At 54.9% G+C, this 14,310-nt stretch carries 15 protein-coding genes; 11 read left to right on the top strand and 4 right to left on the bottom strand.

Features of this window, described 5'->3' with window-relative positions:
- The first annotated feature begins 65 nt into the window (after positions 1-65).
- Positions 66-2,069, top strand: coding sequence for a methyl-accepting chemotaxis protein (locus tag GTO89_RS02420; RefSeq protein ID WP_161260482.1), 2,004 nt, complete (start codon positions 66-68; stop codon positions 2,067-2,069).
- Positions 2,070-2,148: 79 nt separating this feature from the next.
- Here the strand turns inward: GTO89_RS02420 and GTO89_RS02415 are convergent, their stop codons facing one another.
- The gene (locus tag GTO89_RS02415; RefSeq protein WP_161260481.1) at positions 2,149-2,466 is read right to left on the bottom strand and encodes a nucleotidyltransferase family protein; all 318 of its coding nucleotides are present in this window, start codon (positions 2,464-2,466) and stop codon (positions 2,149-2,151) included.
- Positions 2,459-2,863, bottom strand: coding sequence for a nucleotidyltransferase substrate binding protein (locus tag GTO89_RS02410; protein WP_161260480.1), 405 nt, complete (start codon positions 2,861-2,863; stop codon positions 2,459-2,461). Before GTO89_RS02410 ends, GTO89_RS02415 begins: the two co-directional genes overlap by 8 nt.
- A gap of 191 nt (positions 2,864-3,054) precedes the next feature.
- On the opposite strand from GTO89_RS02410, the gene GTO89_RS02405 reads away from it, so the two are divergent.
- The 7 genes from GTO89_RS02405 (at position 3,055) to GTO89_RS02375 (ending at position 10,172) form a co-directional block, all read left to right on the top strand.
- Positions 3,055-4,422: an efflux RND transporter periplasmic adaptor subunit gene (locus GTO89_RS02405; RefSeq protein WP_161260479.1), complete on the top strand. Its 1,368-nt coding sequence runs from the start codon at positions 3,055-3,057 to the stop codon at positions 4,420-4,422.
- 12 nt (positions 4,423-4,434) lie between these two features.
- The gene (locus GTO89_RS02400; RefSeq protein WP_161260478.1) at positions 4,435-5,121 is read left to right on the top strand and encodes an ABC transporter ATP-binding protein; all 687 of its coding nucleotides are present in this window, start codon (positions 4,435-4,437) and stop codon (positions 5,119-5,121) included.
- Positions 5,118-6,323: an ABC transporter permease gene (locus GTO89_RS02395; RefSeq protein ID WP_170294339.1), complete on the top strand. Its 1,206-nt coding sequence runs from the start codon at positions 5,118-5,120 to the stop codon at positions 6,321-6,323. The genes GTO89_RS02400 and GTO89_RS02395 overlap by 4 nt, the downstream gene beginning before the upstream one ends.
- Before the next feature lie 18 nt (positions 6,324-6,341).
- Complete coding sequence (locus GTO89_RS02390; RefSeq protein WP_161260477.1) at positions 6,342-7,028, top strand: response regulator transcription factor; 687 nt, start codon at positions 6,342-6,344, stop codon at positions 7,026-7,028.
- Positions 7,029-7,132: 104 nt separating this feature from the next.
- Positions 7,133-7,678, top strand: coding sequence for a flagellar hook assembly protein FlgD (locus GTO89_RS02385; RefSeq protein ID WP_161260476.1), 546 nt, complete (start codon positions 7,133-7,135; stop codon positions 7,676-7,678).
- Between the two features lie 28 nt (positions 7,679-7,706).
- A complete protein-coding gene (locus GTO89_RS02380) occupies positions 7,707-8,645 on the top strand; it encodes a hypothetical protein (RefSeq protein ID WP_161260475.1) in 939 nt (312 codons plus the stop codon).
- Between the two features lie 294 nt (positions 8,646-8,939).
- On the top strand, positions 8,940-10,172 hold the full coding sequence (locus tag GTO89_RS02375) for an MFS transporter (protein ID WP_161260474.1): 1,233 nt from the start codon (positions 8,940-8,942) through the stop codon (positions 10,170-10,172).
- A gap of 180 nt (positions 10,173-10,352) precedes the next feature.
- Here the strand turns inward: GTO89_RS02375 and hepT are convergent, their stop codons facing one another.
- The gene (gene hepT, locus GTO89_RS02370) at positions 10,353-10,769 is read right to left on the bottom strand and encodes a type VII toxin-antitoxin system HepT family RNase toxin (protein WP_161260473.1); all 417 of its coding nucleotides are present in this window, start codon (positions 10,767-10,769) and stop codon (positions 10,353-10,355) included.
- Positions 10,759-11,175, bottom strand: a complete 417-nt coding sequence (gene mntA, locus GTO89_RS02365) for a type VII toxin-antitoxin system MntA family adenylyltransferase antitoxin (RefSeq protein WP_161260472.1) — start codon at positions 11,173-11,175, stop codon at positions 10,759-10,761. The genes hepT and mntA overlap by 11 nt, the downstream gene beginning before the upstream one ends.
- A 249-nt stretch (positions 11,176-11,424) precedes the next feature.
- Between mntA and GTO89_RS02360 the strand changes: the two genes are divergently transcribed.
- The 3 genes from GTO89_RS02360 to GTO89_RS02350 all read left to right on the top strand — a co-directional run bounded on the left by GTO89_RS02360 (position 11,425) and on the right by GTO89_RS02350 (position 14,301).
- Entirely contained in the window at positions 11,425-12,105 is a 681-nt protein-coding gene (locus GTO89_RS02360; protein ID WP_328793854.1) for a response regulator transcription factor, read from the top strand.
- Between the two features lie 2 nt (positions 12,106-12,107).
- Entirely contained in the window at positions 12,108-13,568 is a 1,461-nt protein-coding gene (locus tag GTO89_RS17755) for a sensor histidine kinase (protein WP_161260470.1), read from the top strand.
- A gap of 82 nt (positions 13,569-13,650) precedes the next feature.
- Positions 13,651-14,301 carry a hypothetical protein gene (locus GTO89_RS02350; protein ID WP_161260469.1) on the top strand — a complete coding sequence of 217 codons (651 nt, stop codon included), beginning with the start codon at positions 13,651-13,653 and terminating at the stop codon, positions 14,299-14,301.
- Positions 14,302-14,310 lie beyond the last annotated feature (9 nt).

The raw sequence follows: 14,310 nt of genomic DNA, 5'->3' as shown, positions 1-14,310 counted from the left end.
AAAAATCTTGTTTCGTAATCGTTGCGTCGTATAATAAAGTAAATTGCTAGAAAGAAGGGATCCTGATGCGAACGGCTAAGTCCAGTTTTATGACACAGATGTTGCTTTATCTGATTACACCGGTTCTCATCGGGCTGATTGTTCTTGGATATCTCACCTATCGGGAGTCTTCGTCCTATCTGCAGACAGAGACGCAAGAATCGCTAACCTTTCAAGTGGAAAGCGAAAGTCGGAATTTGGAATTGTTGCTGCGGGAAGAAGAAAGCTCGCTCAACTTTTTAGCGGCTACCATCGCTTTGAATCCACTGACAGACGATCAGATTAAATCGATTTCTTTGGGACTGCTCAATCATCACCATGGCATGGCCAACCTGCTTGTCGCCTTTAGCAACGGTCAGGTCATCGATGCGAAGGGGTGGATACCGCCCAAAGACTACGATCCCCGGAAACGTTCCTGGTACCAATTGGGTGAAAAAGCGCCGTCCGGAACGATTGCCTACACGGATGTGTACGTAGACGCCATCACGGGCAAAGACGTGATCAGTTTGTCGGTGCCGATCCGCCGCGACAACCAGACCATCGGGGTGATCGTTGCCGATCTGGATCTTGCCGTTATCAAAGAAACCGTATCAAAAGTAGTGAATGGCGAAACGGGCTATGCCTTTTTATTAAACCAAAAGGGCAACTTTATCTACCACCCGACGCTGACCCTGGAACAGAGCATATTGACCATTGAAAACGGAGCGATGGCTGAGGCAGGTAAGAATTTTCTCAGCGGTAAGTCGGGTTTCGGTCAGTTTTTCTATAAAAACGTGGAAAAGCTTTACGCCTACCGTCCTATCGGCAATTCCGGATGGATTCTTGTCATCGCAACACCGCTGACAGAACAATATGCGGCGATCGCCGCCCTAGGGCGCCAATCGCTGGTGACAAATGTGATCACCGTTGGCTTGCTTGTCATCCTGATCTATTACATCAGCAATCGCATCGCCCGATTGATCCGCCGTTTGGCCGAGGGCGCAGAGGCGATCGCTACGGGGAACTTGGCCGTTGACATGTCCTGGACAGAACAGGAGGCAAACAGCCGAGAATTCGCCTCCCTTTTGGATAGTTTTTGCCAGATGACAACAAATCTTCGCCAGGTGGTGGGCCATGTGGCCAGTGCAGCGCAGACCGTTTCGGCGTCATCGCAACAATTGACGGCCGGTTCTGAGCAAACGGCCCATACGATTACCCATATGGCCGAAACAGTGTCCGAACTGGCCGAGAACACGACGAAGCAAGATCAGATCGTGCGGGATGCGATCGGCAGCGTGCAGGGGATATTTGCTGAGTTGGATGACGCGTCATCCCAAGCGAGTACGGTCGCTGCCGAAGCCCACGGCGCTGCCGGCCTGGCCAAGGAAGGGCATGGTTCGGTGACGAAGGCCACGACCGCCATGGCAGGTGTTCAGGAAGCGGTCAGCACACTCTCCGGTTTTATCGCCCAATTGGACGAGCAGTCCCAACAGATCGGCCAAATCGTCAACACGATCGCCGATATCGCCGGTCAGACGAATCTGCTTTCGTTAAATGCCGCGATTGAAGCGGCCCGAGCCGGTGAACAGGGACGGGGATTTGCCGTTGTGGCTGAAGAGGTCCGCAAGCTGGCCGAAATGTCGCGGAAGGCCACCGAGGATATCAGCGGGCTGATTGTGACGATCCAGCGGGAGATCGAGCAGATCACCCAGGCGATGGCGCTGGGACAAACTGCGGTAGCCAACAGCACCCAGGTGGTCAGCGCCATGGGAACCATGTTTGATACCCTCAACGGCCGGGTCCAGGGACTGGCCGGCAACGTGGAGGGAATCGCCAAACTGGCCCAATCGATTGCACAGAACAGTAAAGCAGCGGCGGAGCATTTGGATGAGGTAAGTCGGATCAGCCAGGAGACGACGGAGCAGAGCCACTCCATCGCCGCCGGGGTGCAGCAACAATCGGCGGCGATGGAAGAAATCGCGGCGTCCAGTGAAGCCCTCTCTGTGACGGCTCAGGAACTGCAACAATCGGTGATGAAGTTTAGCCTGTAAAAAGCAAGTTTTTACTGAAGTATAAGCCAAGTGAAAAAGCCTGAAAGAACAATGAGAGAGCCGGCGTATGCCGGCTCTCTCATTGTTCTTCGTCGCGTTTATAAATTACGATCCCTTCTTGCTCTATCTTTTTCGCGAGGCGGTGATTGTTTAGATGATTTCTATTGACAATATCCACCTTATATATGCCGGCGGCTTCGTCGACGGCAAAAAAAACCTCAGGTGGAATCTCTGTCGCGCTTTCAATGGACAGATCGATATCAGAACGAGAATGATAGTCCCCTCTGGCGCGGGAGCCAAAAAGAACGACCCGGTCAACTTGCCGATATTGGGTAAAAACATGGATGAGTGCGGACAGTGTAGACGCTTGTAACCCTGCCGGATTTTTTTCAGTCATCTTGCAAGCCCTTTGCAATGGTTTCTTTTAAAGCAATGAAATGCGTCAAATAGAGCGTCTTGATACGGACGTAGATTTGTTGCGCGTCCTGTTCATTGTAGGTGTGGCTGGTTAGATTGCGATCTTTCATCATGGCGATCCAGACATCACCTTCTTGAATCAATCTCGTAAAGTAAGCTTCTTTAAAGATATCCCTGGGAAAGCGGACATCGGCGCCGCCTTTGTACTCAATAAATGCCTTTAACAGTTTCCATGACAGTTCATAGGTGAATTCGAACCGTTTGATGACGGCATCGTAAATGTAATCATTGGATTCATCAACCAGTAAGGCTTCTTCAAGCCGTTTTAATGCTCGTGAGTAGCTATCCAGCTTTTCGATGACCCGCTCTTGAATCAATGCGTTTACCCCCTTAATAAGAGCTATAGTGTTATCATATCATTTTCCTTATATTGTAATCAATGTAGAGATACATTTTAAACACATGAAACACACACAGAAAGTTCACAGATTGGACACACAAAAAACCTACACTGGAGCCAGAACCAAGCGCGGGATCGCTGCGAGGGGAGCAACGGAGGGATTACAGGATGACAACGAAGGAAGAGTCAGCCGGTTCAGCGAGCAGGGGGCTCACAGCCCTTCTGAAAAAGAAAACAATGGTGGCGATCGTCGCCCTGTGTCTGCTCGGGGCGGGGGGCGGTTACAGCTACTGGCATCAGCAGCAGGCGAGCCAATCTGCTGCCGTTACATACCGTGATCAGGTTGTCAAGCGAGCCACGGTGACACAGAAAATCTCCGCCTTGGGCCAGTTGAAGCCGATTCGCACGCAGGAGATCAAAGCCAAAGCGGACGGCACGATCTTGAAGCTCTTCGTCCATGAGACCGACCGTGTCCAGGCCAACCAGCCCATCTTGATGATGGACAATTCGTCGTCGCAGGCCCAGGTGGCCGCTCGGGAATCAAGCCTGGCCCAGGCCCGCTATGACCTGAAGAAAGCCCTGGATGGGGCGGAGCCGGAGGAACTGGCGAAAGCGGAAGCCACAGTCAAGCAACAGGAGATCGCTGTTCAACGGGCTCTCACCAGTTTGCAGCGGACGCAAGCCCTCTATGACAGCGGCGCTGAGACCAAGGACAACCTGGAGAAAGCCCAGGTGGAGGTGCAAACAAACGAACAAAAGCTGATCTCGAACCGGGCCGACTTGGACACACTGCGCAAGGGGACGAAGCCCGAACAGATCGAGGTGCTGAAGGCCAAGGTGAAAGAGGCCGAGGAGAACCTGAAGGCGGCCATGCAGGACTACTCGGGCACAGAGATCACCGTTCCCTTCGCCGGCGTCGTCTTGTCCATCCCCGTGGAAGAGGGCGAATTTGCGGCCCAAGAGATGGTTATGGCCACAGTTGCCGACTTGAGCGTCATTCAGGGCAGCTTTTACGTCAAAGAGATCGACATCGCCAAGGTGAAGCTGGGGATGGATGCCCTGGTTACCGTCGACGCATTGGGCGGCAAGGGGTTTAAGGGAAAAGTGACCCGTGTGGGTCAGAACCCCAAGACGATCGACAACATCGTCAACTATGAAGTGCTCGTCGACATTGACAACGCCGAAGGGGAACTGCGCTCAGGCATGACGATGACGGCCGAGATCGTGATCAATGAAAAGGCGAATGCCCTCACCGTTCCCACGGACGCCCTGGTCACACGCGACAGCGCACAAGGGGTGCTCATGGCGGGCGATAGCCCTGGAGCAGGCGAACCGCGTTTCACGCCGGTGAAAACAGGGCTCCGCAGCGACGCGCTGGTGGAGGTGTTGGAGGGCCTGAGCGAAGGCGATCACGTCCTGATCGAAAACCGCAAAGCCAGCCAAAGCAGCAGCAGTTCCAGTTCCAAATCGACGAAGAACAGCGACAGTATGCAACCGCCGCCGATGATGGGCGGGCCGGGCATGGGACCGCCATAAGGGGGTGAGGGCATGATCCGACTGGAAGGCATCCACAAAATCTACCGGATGGGAACAGAAGCGGTCCATGCGCTCCAGGATGTGAACCTCCATATCGGGGCCAACGAGTTTGTCGCCATCGTCGGACCCTCCGGTTCCGGAAAATCGACGATGATGAACATCCTTGGCTGTCTTGACTCGCCGACCCGCGGTGAGTACACCTTGGCGGGAGAAGAGGTCTCCCGCCTGGGTGAGGATCAACTGGCCGACGTGCGCAACCGGCGCATCGGCTTCATTTTTCAGAGCTTTAATTTGCTGCCCAAACTGACGGCGCTGCAGAACGTGGAATTGCCCATGATCTACGCCGGGGTTCCGCCGGCGACGCGTCGCCAGCGGGCGATTCAGGCCTTGCGCGATGTGGGGCTGATGGAGCGCGCCAACCACCACCCCAACGAGATGTCGGGCGGGCAGCGCCAGCGCGTCGCCATCGCCCGCGCCCTTGTCAACAACCCGTCCATCTTGTTGGCCGATGAGCCGACAGGCAACCTCGATTCCAAGACCGGTGACGAGATCATGGCCGCCTTTCATCGTCTGCACCGGGACGGGAAGACGATCGTCCTGGTCACCCATGAGCCGGAGATCGCGCAGCAAGCGCTCCGCATCGTCGCCTTCCGTGACGGGCGGATCGTCGACGACCGGAAGAACGGGGTGGCGTCATGATCCTTTTGGAAAATGTCAAGATGGCCATGGCGAGCCTGCTCTCCAACAAGCTGCGCTCCATGCTCACGATGCTTGGCATCATCATCGGCGTCGGCTCTGTCGTCGCCATGATCTCCGTCGGCCAAGGCGCCCAGCAAAGCGTCACCAGCCGGATCGGCGCCCTTGGCTCCAACCTGCTCTTCGTCAACTCCGGGCGGGTTACGCCGGTTCCCGGGCAAGCCCAGGGCGCCCGCGGCTCCACCAGCCTGCTGACGATGAAAGAGTACGAGCAATTGCGCCGGGAAAAGGGCGACGCCATCGAGGACATCGTTCCCGAGGCGGGAACCCAGACGGTCGTCCAGTATGAAAAGACCAACACCACGACGACGATCACAGGCACGACGGCTGATTTTTCCCGGGTGCGCAATTTTAAGCCGGCAGCAGGGCGCTTTATCGACGAACAGGATGTGCAGAACATGGCCAATGTGGCCGTGCTCGGTGATACGGTCGCCAGCGATCTTTTCGATGGCGCCGACCCGATCGGGAAAAAGATCCGCTTTGGCCGTGAGGCCTATAGGGTTGTCGGCGTCATGGAACCGAAAAAGTCAGGCCCCCAGGACATGGGGGATCAGATTTTCATTCCCCTGACGACGGCCCAAAAGCGATTGCTGGGGAGCAATAACCTGAAGCAACTGATCATCACCGGCGCCGCCGGTCAGATAGATATCGCCCAGGCGCAGGTCGAGGCGGTCTTGACGAGGATGCTGGGGAGCACGGAGAAATTCACCATCCGCAACCAGCAGGACATCATCGAGACCGTGTCGAGCACGACGGAGACGATGACCATGCTGTTGGCCGGCATCACCGGCATCTCCCTGCTGGTCGGTGGCATCGGCATCATGAACATCATGCTCGTCTCTGTCACGGAACGGACGCGAGAGATCGGCATCCGCAAAGCCCTCGGCGCCAAGCGACCCCATATCCTCTTCCAATTCCTCGTCGAGTCGGTGACCCTGTCCAGTCTCGGCGGCCTCATCGGTGTCGCAGCGGGCATCGGCGCCTCTTACCTGATTGGACGCTTCGGCCAGTGGACCACGGCGGTGTCCCTGCCCGCGATTTTGATCTCTTTCGGCTTTTCCATGCTCGTGGGCGTATTTTTCGGCATCTATCCGGCCCGCAGGGCCGCTGCCTTAGACCCGATTGAAGCCCTGCGCTATGAGTAGAAAAAGGAGGCTGACCGGTTGGACAAAATCCTCGTCGCTGATGATGACAAGGATGTTGTCGATCGAATCGCCGAGTATCTTCAGGAAGAGGGTTTCGGCGTTAGCAAGGTTTTTGACGGCATGGATGCCCTGAAGAAGATTCAAAGGGAGGCTTTCGACCTGGTCATCCTGAATGTGGCGCTGCCCACCGTCGATGGGGTCGAGATCTGCCGGCAGATTCGATCGGCGACGAAAGGGCCCATCATCCTGGTCAGCGAGAAGAACAAGGAAATAGAGAAAGTGCTGGGCTTTGAACTGGGCGCTGATGATTATGTGACCAAACCGTTCGGTGTTTTTGAGTTCGTGGCCCGGGTGAAAGCGCACCTGCGCCGGGAGTCTCGTCACTACGGGGCTTCCGGCAACGGACAGGATGGGAGCCATCTGTTTCAAAAGGGAGATCTGGTGATCAACATCAACGCCTATGAAGTGCTGGTGGAACAAAAACCTGTTGTGATGACCACGAAGGAATTTCAAATCCTTCAATACTTGATGAAAAATAAAAAAATAGTCTTAACGCGTGAACAGATTTATAGCGCTGTCTGGGGGGATCATTTCAGCGATTTTAATACCGTTACCGTACATATCAAGAGCATACGCAAAAAACTTGGCAACTATGGATCGCTGATCAAAACCATTTGGGGAGTAGGCTATCAGTTTTTGGGATAGTCCCAGAGCTTTATGATTGTTTATTTTTCCTTGCCATTATTTTTATAAATCCATTCGATATATCCAAAGAGCAATAAAATATAAAATGGCAGGGAGGTGGAATCGTGACAAGCGTTAACACCATTGACGCGACAACGACGCAAACAACAGCCCAGACGACGTCATCCACATCGACAACGGCCGCGACCCAAAGCACGGGTGCTTCATTAGGGAAAGACGATTTTTTAAAACTGCTGATCACCCAGATGCGCTATCAGGATCCTTTAAGCCCGATGGATAACAGTGATATGATTGCGCAGATGGCCCAGTTCAGTTCCCTCGAGCAGACACAAAACGTGGCCACCAATGTGAAAGAACTGACGTCCACCGTTGAAAAAGCGATCACCTCCATGACGCAGTTCGGCGGGGCAAGCCTGATCGGCAAAGAGGTGACGGCGACACTCGATGCGTTGGATAGCAGTGGGAACGCCATTACCGATGCGAATGGCCAAACGTCGACCGTCGAGGTGTCCGGGGCTGTATCGGGGTATAAGGTGGTCGATGGCAAAACCGTGCTTGTCGTCAACGGACAGAATGTCGCCCTGGAACGAGTAACCGAGGTCAGTCAAACTGAGGTCAGTCAGACTGAGAACAGTCTGGGTGAGGTCTAACGAAAAATCAAATGGAGGTTCGAAGAAGATGAGCATTCAATCGATTACATCGGTGGTGAGTCAATGGAGCATCTCCGGCACAACGAGCGCTCAAGCCAGCGCATCCACAGACACCACCCAAGAGGCGCACAAAAGGAAAAGGCCGCAAATGGATGCGGATCTGAAGAGCTTTTTAGATAAGATGCGAAATGGCACCGCCACGGACGATGATCTGACGGCGATCATGAATATACTGCAGGCCAAATCGTCGGAACAATCAACCACATCGGCAAAGCAGGATAAGGGCCCTGGCTCGGAGATGAGAGACTTCATCGATAAGCTGAAAAGTGGCACAGCCACCGACCAGGATATGCAGGACATGATGACCAAGATGAAGGAAGGCGACAGCCTCCAATTGCATGAAGCCATGATGGGGAATGGAACGGGAAGCCTGCCCTTTATGATGGACGGGATGCAGGGCGCTTTCGGAGCGTTCGGTCAGGATGGTTCTGCTCCGCCCCCGCCGCCGGAAATGGATTCCGATCTGAAAAGCTTTATGGATAAGATGAAGGATGGCACAGCCACTGCCGAGGACTTGACCGATATCATGACCAAGCTCAAGGAAAAAGCGGCTTCTGACACCACATCGACAACGTCGACCGGGACGACGACCGACACCGACGCCGCTGCTGAGTCCGCTGAGGACACAAGCACGGCAAAGGCGCACAGGCATGCTCCCAAGCCAGGCGGCGATCTCATGAACTTTATGGAAAAACTGAAAAACGGCACGGCTACGGAAGAAGACATGAAGGAAATGATGACCAAGATGCAGGAGAAGGAAAAAGATCGGGAAAAAGCGATGGCGACGGGCGAGACGGGCCAGTACCAGAGCCGCCTTTTTCAGCAGCTATTCGATTCGTACATGCAGGCCTACAGTGACGGCAATCAGGATTCCGAACAAAGTTTGATCCAGAGCGTTACCCTGTGATACCCTGTGATGGAATGACCGGTAAAGGCTTCTCTCTACAGATTGTTCCTTATTTAAACTTGACTGGATGCGTGAAATCAGGTACGATTATTGAGAGTTAACGTGAAAGGATGACCTTGATGCGCTTCTAATCCTATCAATAGAAAACAAGGATTCTCAAAAAAGAACTTGTTTCTGGATGGGATTTGTGCGCGCATTTTTAAAAAGGATTCTTTGCATCCGGTGGCATCGCCGGAGCTATCTTCTTTTTGTCGCGACGCCTCCTGTCCAGAAACGGATCAGGAGGCTTTATTCATGTCCAAATCAGGCTTCATGCTGCTGCGCACCCCTGTGGTGCAGGCAATCCTACTCTCTGGTGTCTTCCTCCAGATCGGGATCTGGGTGCGAAACTTCGCTGTTCTACTCTACGTAGTCGAGATGACCGGCGAGGACCCCTTCGCTGTCTCCATGGTCTCCGTGGCTGAGTTTGCGCCCATCTTCCTGTTTTCCTTCATCGGCGGCACCTTTGCCGACCGTTGGCGGCCGAAGCGGACCATGATCTGGTGCGAGTTTCTCAGCGCCCTCTCGGTCTTTGCCGTTTTATTGACCCTCATAACCGGTTCGTGGCAGGCCATCTTTTTCACCATGTTCTTTTCAGCCATTCTGTCACAATTCTCACAGCCCTCTGGGTTGAAACTGCTCAAGCTGCACGTGGCCGACGACCAGGTGCAGGAAGCGATGTCCTTGTACCAGACCGTTTTTTCCGTCTTCATGGTTTTCGGACCGATTGTGGGCACCTTTATCTTTCAGAACTTTGGGATCTACATCTCACTCGTCGCGACAGGACTGGCTTTCTTGCTGTCGGCGCTGGCGCTGCTCCTCCTGCTGCCACAGAAGGATCCTTCTGAGATGACGAGGGTCCCCTCGGCGCTGTGGACAGAGATGGTCGAGGGCGTTCGCTACGTCTTGGCCAAGCGGTCGCTGACCCTGTTGGGCGCCTGCTTCCTGGCCGCCGGCTTAGGACTTGGCATCATCCAGCCCCTCGGTGTCTTTCTCGTGACGGAACGGTTGGGTTTGCCCAAGGAAAGCTTGCAGTGGCTGCTTACCGCCTATGGGATCGGAACGATTCTCGGCGGTTTTCTGACGATGAGCCTCGCCAACCGGCTGACACCGCAAAAGTTGCTTGTCTTCGGCATGTTTTTTGACGCCCTCGGCATGGGGATCACCGGGGTATCGACGGCGCCCTGGCTGACGGTGATGTCCCACCTGATCAGCGGCCTGGCGCTTCCGAGCATCGTCACCGGCATCAACACCATGATTCTGCAAAACACGGAGACCGCTTTTGTCGGACGGGTCAACGGCATCCTCAACCCCCTCTTCACCGGCGCGATGGTGCTCACCATGTCCTTGGCCGGTCCGCTCAAGCAGATGTTTCCCCTGGTGGCGTTGTACATCGCCTCAGGCGCCTGCTTTTTTATCGGCATCCTGTTCATCCTTCCCCTCTATAAACTGCCGGCCGTGGCGAAGGAACTGAGCAGCCAGCCGTAGGGATTTGAGCCAGCGCTCCCCCTGTTGAAGGGTAAGAAAACAAGTGAAACGCCGCCTGAACGGAGAGTGTTCGGGCGGCGTTTTTCTGTTACGGCGATTCCGCTGAATACGCATTCTACCGGTTGGGGAAATCCAGAAATCACGGAAGAAGCGGCTCACCATCTAACAGCATCGCCATCGTCAGCCCTTTTCAACATACTTAACGATCATTCGACCAAAACGGCGAATATCTTCAAGATCCCCTTCGATGATCTGTTGCAGTATCGTCAGGTTTAACCGCTGATACTCATGGACAGCGATGTTTCGAAACCCGACCATCCCTTTCAAGGCTTTTACTAGCGTCCCATCAATGATACCCTGTTGGTGAAGGATCTCGAACATCTCACGGCTATTTTGGGGAAGGCCCCACCCGCGCATGGCGATCACATGAGCAGCCAAGTCGATGGCGATTTCACACATGCGTTGGATATTGAGCACGATGGCGTCCTGTTTGGTGTAGTTGCTCAGGTTATCAGGGTTTTGGGCATATTCTTCTTGAACGCGCCGCCAGCAGCGTTCAATGCTTTCGCGTTTATTCCAGGCCACATCAGGACTCATGGGCGCGGATCCTCTCCCTTTCCGCTGCGAAGATGCAGTGGCGCTCTTCGTTCAGCCGGGCGTATTTTTTTAGCGTCAACGCATGAAAGGCAAGCAATCGATCGCGGTCACGACAGTAGATAACCTGGCCTGTCGATAAAATCTGTGCCTGAAAGACGGTCGAAGCCGCCGATAAGTCGATAAGGTCGACATCGCGATTCAGGGAGTGGGAGAGGGCTTGACTGAGGCGGTAAAGGACGATTTCCTCCACAGGATCGCCCGTTAAAATGGCGATATCGATGTCGCTGTCTGGACGGAGCCTGTCTTTTGCCGCCGAGCCAAATAACACAACCGCCACAGGTGACAAATTTTTTTGGATTGTAGAAATAATGAGGGGCTTTGCCTCTTCTAACGAACAGATTGCCATGGGCAACCTCCCACCCTTTTAGTGATGCAACTAAAATAGCAGTCTTATCATAACATTTTCCTGATATTGTAATCAACGGGTGGCGCGTCTTTTTGCATACGCTCGTACAGCGAAATATTTTCCCTTCTGCTTTCAGCCGATTTTCATTGTTGCGTTCTATGGTGGAGTGGGGAAGATAGGCCCGATCAGCGGAAGATGGTCACAGCAACCAATAACGGCGACAGCGGTCTACCGATAAAGTGTGACGAGGTGATCCCATTGCGCATTTTGCTGGCCGAAGATGACCAGCGGCTGGGGAAACTGATCGACCATATGTTGAAACGGGAAGGGCATGACGTCGACTGGGTGCAGCGCGGCGACGACGCTTATCACTACGCCCAGTCCACCCATTATGATCTGCTCATCCTCGATTGGATGATGCCGGCCATGGATGGCGTGATCGTCTGCCGGCAACTGCGCCAGGAGGGGTGCCAGTGCCCCATCCTCATGTTGACGGCCAAGGACGCCGTGGAGGATCGCGTCCAGGGCCTTGACGCCGGCGCCGACGATTACCTGGTGAAACCCTTCGCCTCGGCCGAGTTGATGGCCCGCCTGCGGGCGCTCTCCCGGCGCGGGAAGGTTCCTTTACAGGAAGAGGTCGTCCAGGTGGCAGACCTCGTCTTGAACCGCAATCGCCATTCCGTCACACGCGGCGGCGAGGAGATCACCCTCACCAGCCGCGAGTTCGCCCTGCTCGATCTGCTCGTGCAAAACAAAGGACAGGTTCTCCCCCGCGAGATGATCATGGAGCGGGTCTGGGGATTTGACGCCGATGTGACCGACAACACCCTCGACGCCTATATCCGGTTGTTGCGCAAAAAAATCGAACCTCCCGGCGCCGCCAAGTTGCTCCATAACGTCCGGGGCGTCGGATACACACTGGAGGAATAGCCGTGTTTACCCGGATCCGCGCGCGTCTCACTCTGGCCTATGTGGCCCTGATGGTCATCATCTTGGTGGCTTTCACCGGAATCACTTACGGACTGCTCCATTCCATCCTGCAGAAGGAAGAGCGGCAAGACATGAAAATGATGCTGTCCAAAATGGCCGATCAACAGTTGCTTGAGACGAAGCGACGGGCGGCCCGTCCGCGTGGATCCAACGAAGCGTTCGTCGACGGCAGACGTGATCGACGATATGCGCAGCTTCATGAAGACGCGGAGGGGGAAAAAGATCGGGCGAGTGACGATGACGACGACGATGACGACGGCAAGGGCAGAGGCAGAGACGACGGGGCCAAGCACGGCGTCAACCGGATGGTCTTCTTGCTCATGGTCGATGAAACAGGCGCTGTGCTTCGCGCCATAGACGAATACCCCAGCTTGCATCCGCAGATTCTGGAAGCGGTTCAACAGTGGAAACCCTCGGCATTTGAGACGAAAGACGCCCGGCTTTCTGATGAAGATGGCGATGAATTGTACATCATGTTGGGCGCCCAGCCGGTGCTGGATCACGGCCGTCTGACCGGCATCGTCTATGCCGGCATGGATGTGAGCAACTCGCGCCACGTGTTGTACCGGTTGCTCTTTGTGCTTGGTATGATCTCGAGTTTTTCCCTACTCCTGGCCGCCGGCGCTGGGTATTACATGTCCGGACGAGCGATGGTGCCGATCATCCATTCCTTCCAGCGTCAGCGCGAGTTTGTCGCCGACGCCTCCCATGAACTGCGCACTCCCTTGAGCATCCTGCAGTCCTCCATCGAGGTGATCGAGGCGGACGATGAACGCAACCTGTCTGATTTTTCTCGTCAGGTTCTGGCTGACATGAAAGACGAGGTCGGTCGCATGACCCGTCTTGTCGGCGACCTGCTCACCCTGGCGCGGGCCGATTCGGGGAAACTGGAACTGCAACGGGCGTCCTTCGATCTGCGCCCTGTGGCGGAGCAGGCCTTTCGCACATTCCAGCATCGCGCCAATGCACAAGGGTTGACGATGGAGATGGACGCGCCCGAGAGCCTGCCTGTCTTTGCCGACCGGGAGCGCATGACCCAACTGCTCTGCATCTTGTTGGATAACGCGGTCAAATACACACTCGAGGGCGGCGCCATCGCCCTCTCGCTGGCGCGATCAGGCGGTGTTCACGGCGATGCCTTGCAAATCAAGGTGACCGACACGGGCATCGGCATCTCGCCGGAAGACCAGCAGCGTATCTTCGATCGCTTTTACCGGGCCGATAAAGGGCGATCCCGCCAGGCCGGCGGCGTGGGCCTCGGTCTCAGCATCGCCCGCTGGATCGTCGAAGCTCATGGCGGCGCGATCCGGGTGGAAAGCGGCGGGATGGGGCGGGGGAGTAGCTTTATTGTCGCCATACCGGTCAAAGAGCAGCGCGGCGGCGCAGCGTCAGTGTCAACGTAAGCGTGCAAAAACAGTTGGGTCCATCAGAGGTATCCAACGTCATAAAGCAACCGTCCACTGCCCATCTTGTTGGAAGAGTGCAGTGGGCGGTTTTGTTTTCAGCGCAATTTCATTTTCCCAAGGTAAAGTGTGGAAACAAAGGATGGAGGGGGGCGAGCGGTTGATTACCGGGTTGATCTGGCGGACGATTTGGTCTGGAGTGGGATTTCTCATTCTCTGGTGGTCGGGCTACCTGCTTGGCGCTCAGTTGTATCGAAATCACTGGCTTGATGCCCTTTACTGGATTGGCATCGTGGGAACGGTGATGGTGATCCTGTCGATGGGCTATTCGATCAAAAAACGGTTTCGGTCGTTCCCCGGTCGTCTCGCCTTTTGGTTGAAGATGCATGTCAGTCTAACTGTGCTAGGGAATTTTTTAATTTGCCTCCATATCGGTGGCAGAACCCATGCCTTCGTGCCTTGGCTGACCTTTGCTGTCTTCATGGTCGTCATGATCAGCGGGCAGGTCGGCTATTTCTTCCACTTTTATCTTAAGCAGAAACTGGCGGCCAAAAGGCGATTACTCTTGGAAGCGGGAAAAAGCGTGGAAGAGGCCGATGAGTATCTTGCTTGGGCGATTTCTGGCGAGAATTTGCTCTCCGGCTGGCGGCGGGTTCATTTTCCCTTAAACATCACCCTGACACTCGCCTTAACCCTGCACATCATTTCCGCTGCTTACTACCGCGGTTGGTGAGGGAGGATG

Origin of the sequence: Heliomicrobium gestii (assembly GCF_009877435.1) — a bacterium.
GTDB lineage: Bacteria > Bacillota > Desulfitobacteriia > Heliobacteriales > Heliobacteriaceae > Heliomicrobium > Heliomicrobium gestii.
The sequence above is the reverse complement of the archived record's forward strand: the minus strand, read 5'-3'. Positions and strand labels throughout refer to the sequence as shown.

Bases quoted from the DNA above. Each gene is read 5' to 3' on its own strand.
- GTO89_RS02420 (WP_161260482.1), top strand. From the start codon at position 66: ATGCGAACGGCTAAGTCCAGTTTTATGACACAGATGTTGCTTTATCTG.
- GTO89_RS02415 (WP_161260481.1), bottom strand. From the start codon at position 2,466: ATGACTGAAAAAAATCCGGCAGGGTTACAAGCGTCTACACTGTCCGCA.
- GTO89_RS02405 (WP_161260479.1), top strand. From the start codon at position 3,055: ATGACAACGAAGGAAGAGTCAGCCGGTTCAGCGAGCAGGGGGCTCACA.
- GTO89_RS02400 (WP_161260478.1), top strand. From the start codon at position 4,435: ATGATCCGACTGGAAGGCATCCACAAAATCTACCGGATGGGAACAGAA.
- GTO89_RS02395 (WP_170294339.1), top strand. From the start codon at position 5,118: ATGATCCTTTTGGAAAATGTCAAGATGGCCATGGCGAGCCTGCTCTCC.
- GTO89_RS02380 (WP_161260475.1), top strand. From the start codon at position 7,707: ATGAGCATTCAATCGATTACATCGGTGGTGAGTCAATGGAGCATCTCC.
- GTO89_RS02375 (WP_161260474.1), top strand. From the start codon at position 8,940: ATGTCCAAATCAGGCTTCATGCTGCTGCGCACCCCTGTGGTGCAGGCA.
- hepT (WP_161260473.1), bottom strand. From the start codon at position 10,769: ATGAGTCCTGATGTGGCCTGGAATAAACGCGAAAGCATTGAACGCTGC.
- mntA (WP_161260472.1), bottom strand. From the start codon at position 11,175: ATGGCAATCTGTTCGTTAGAAGAGGCAAAGCCCCTCATTATTTCTACA.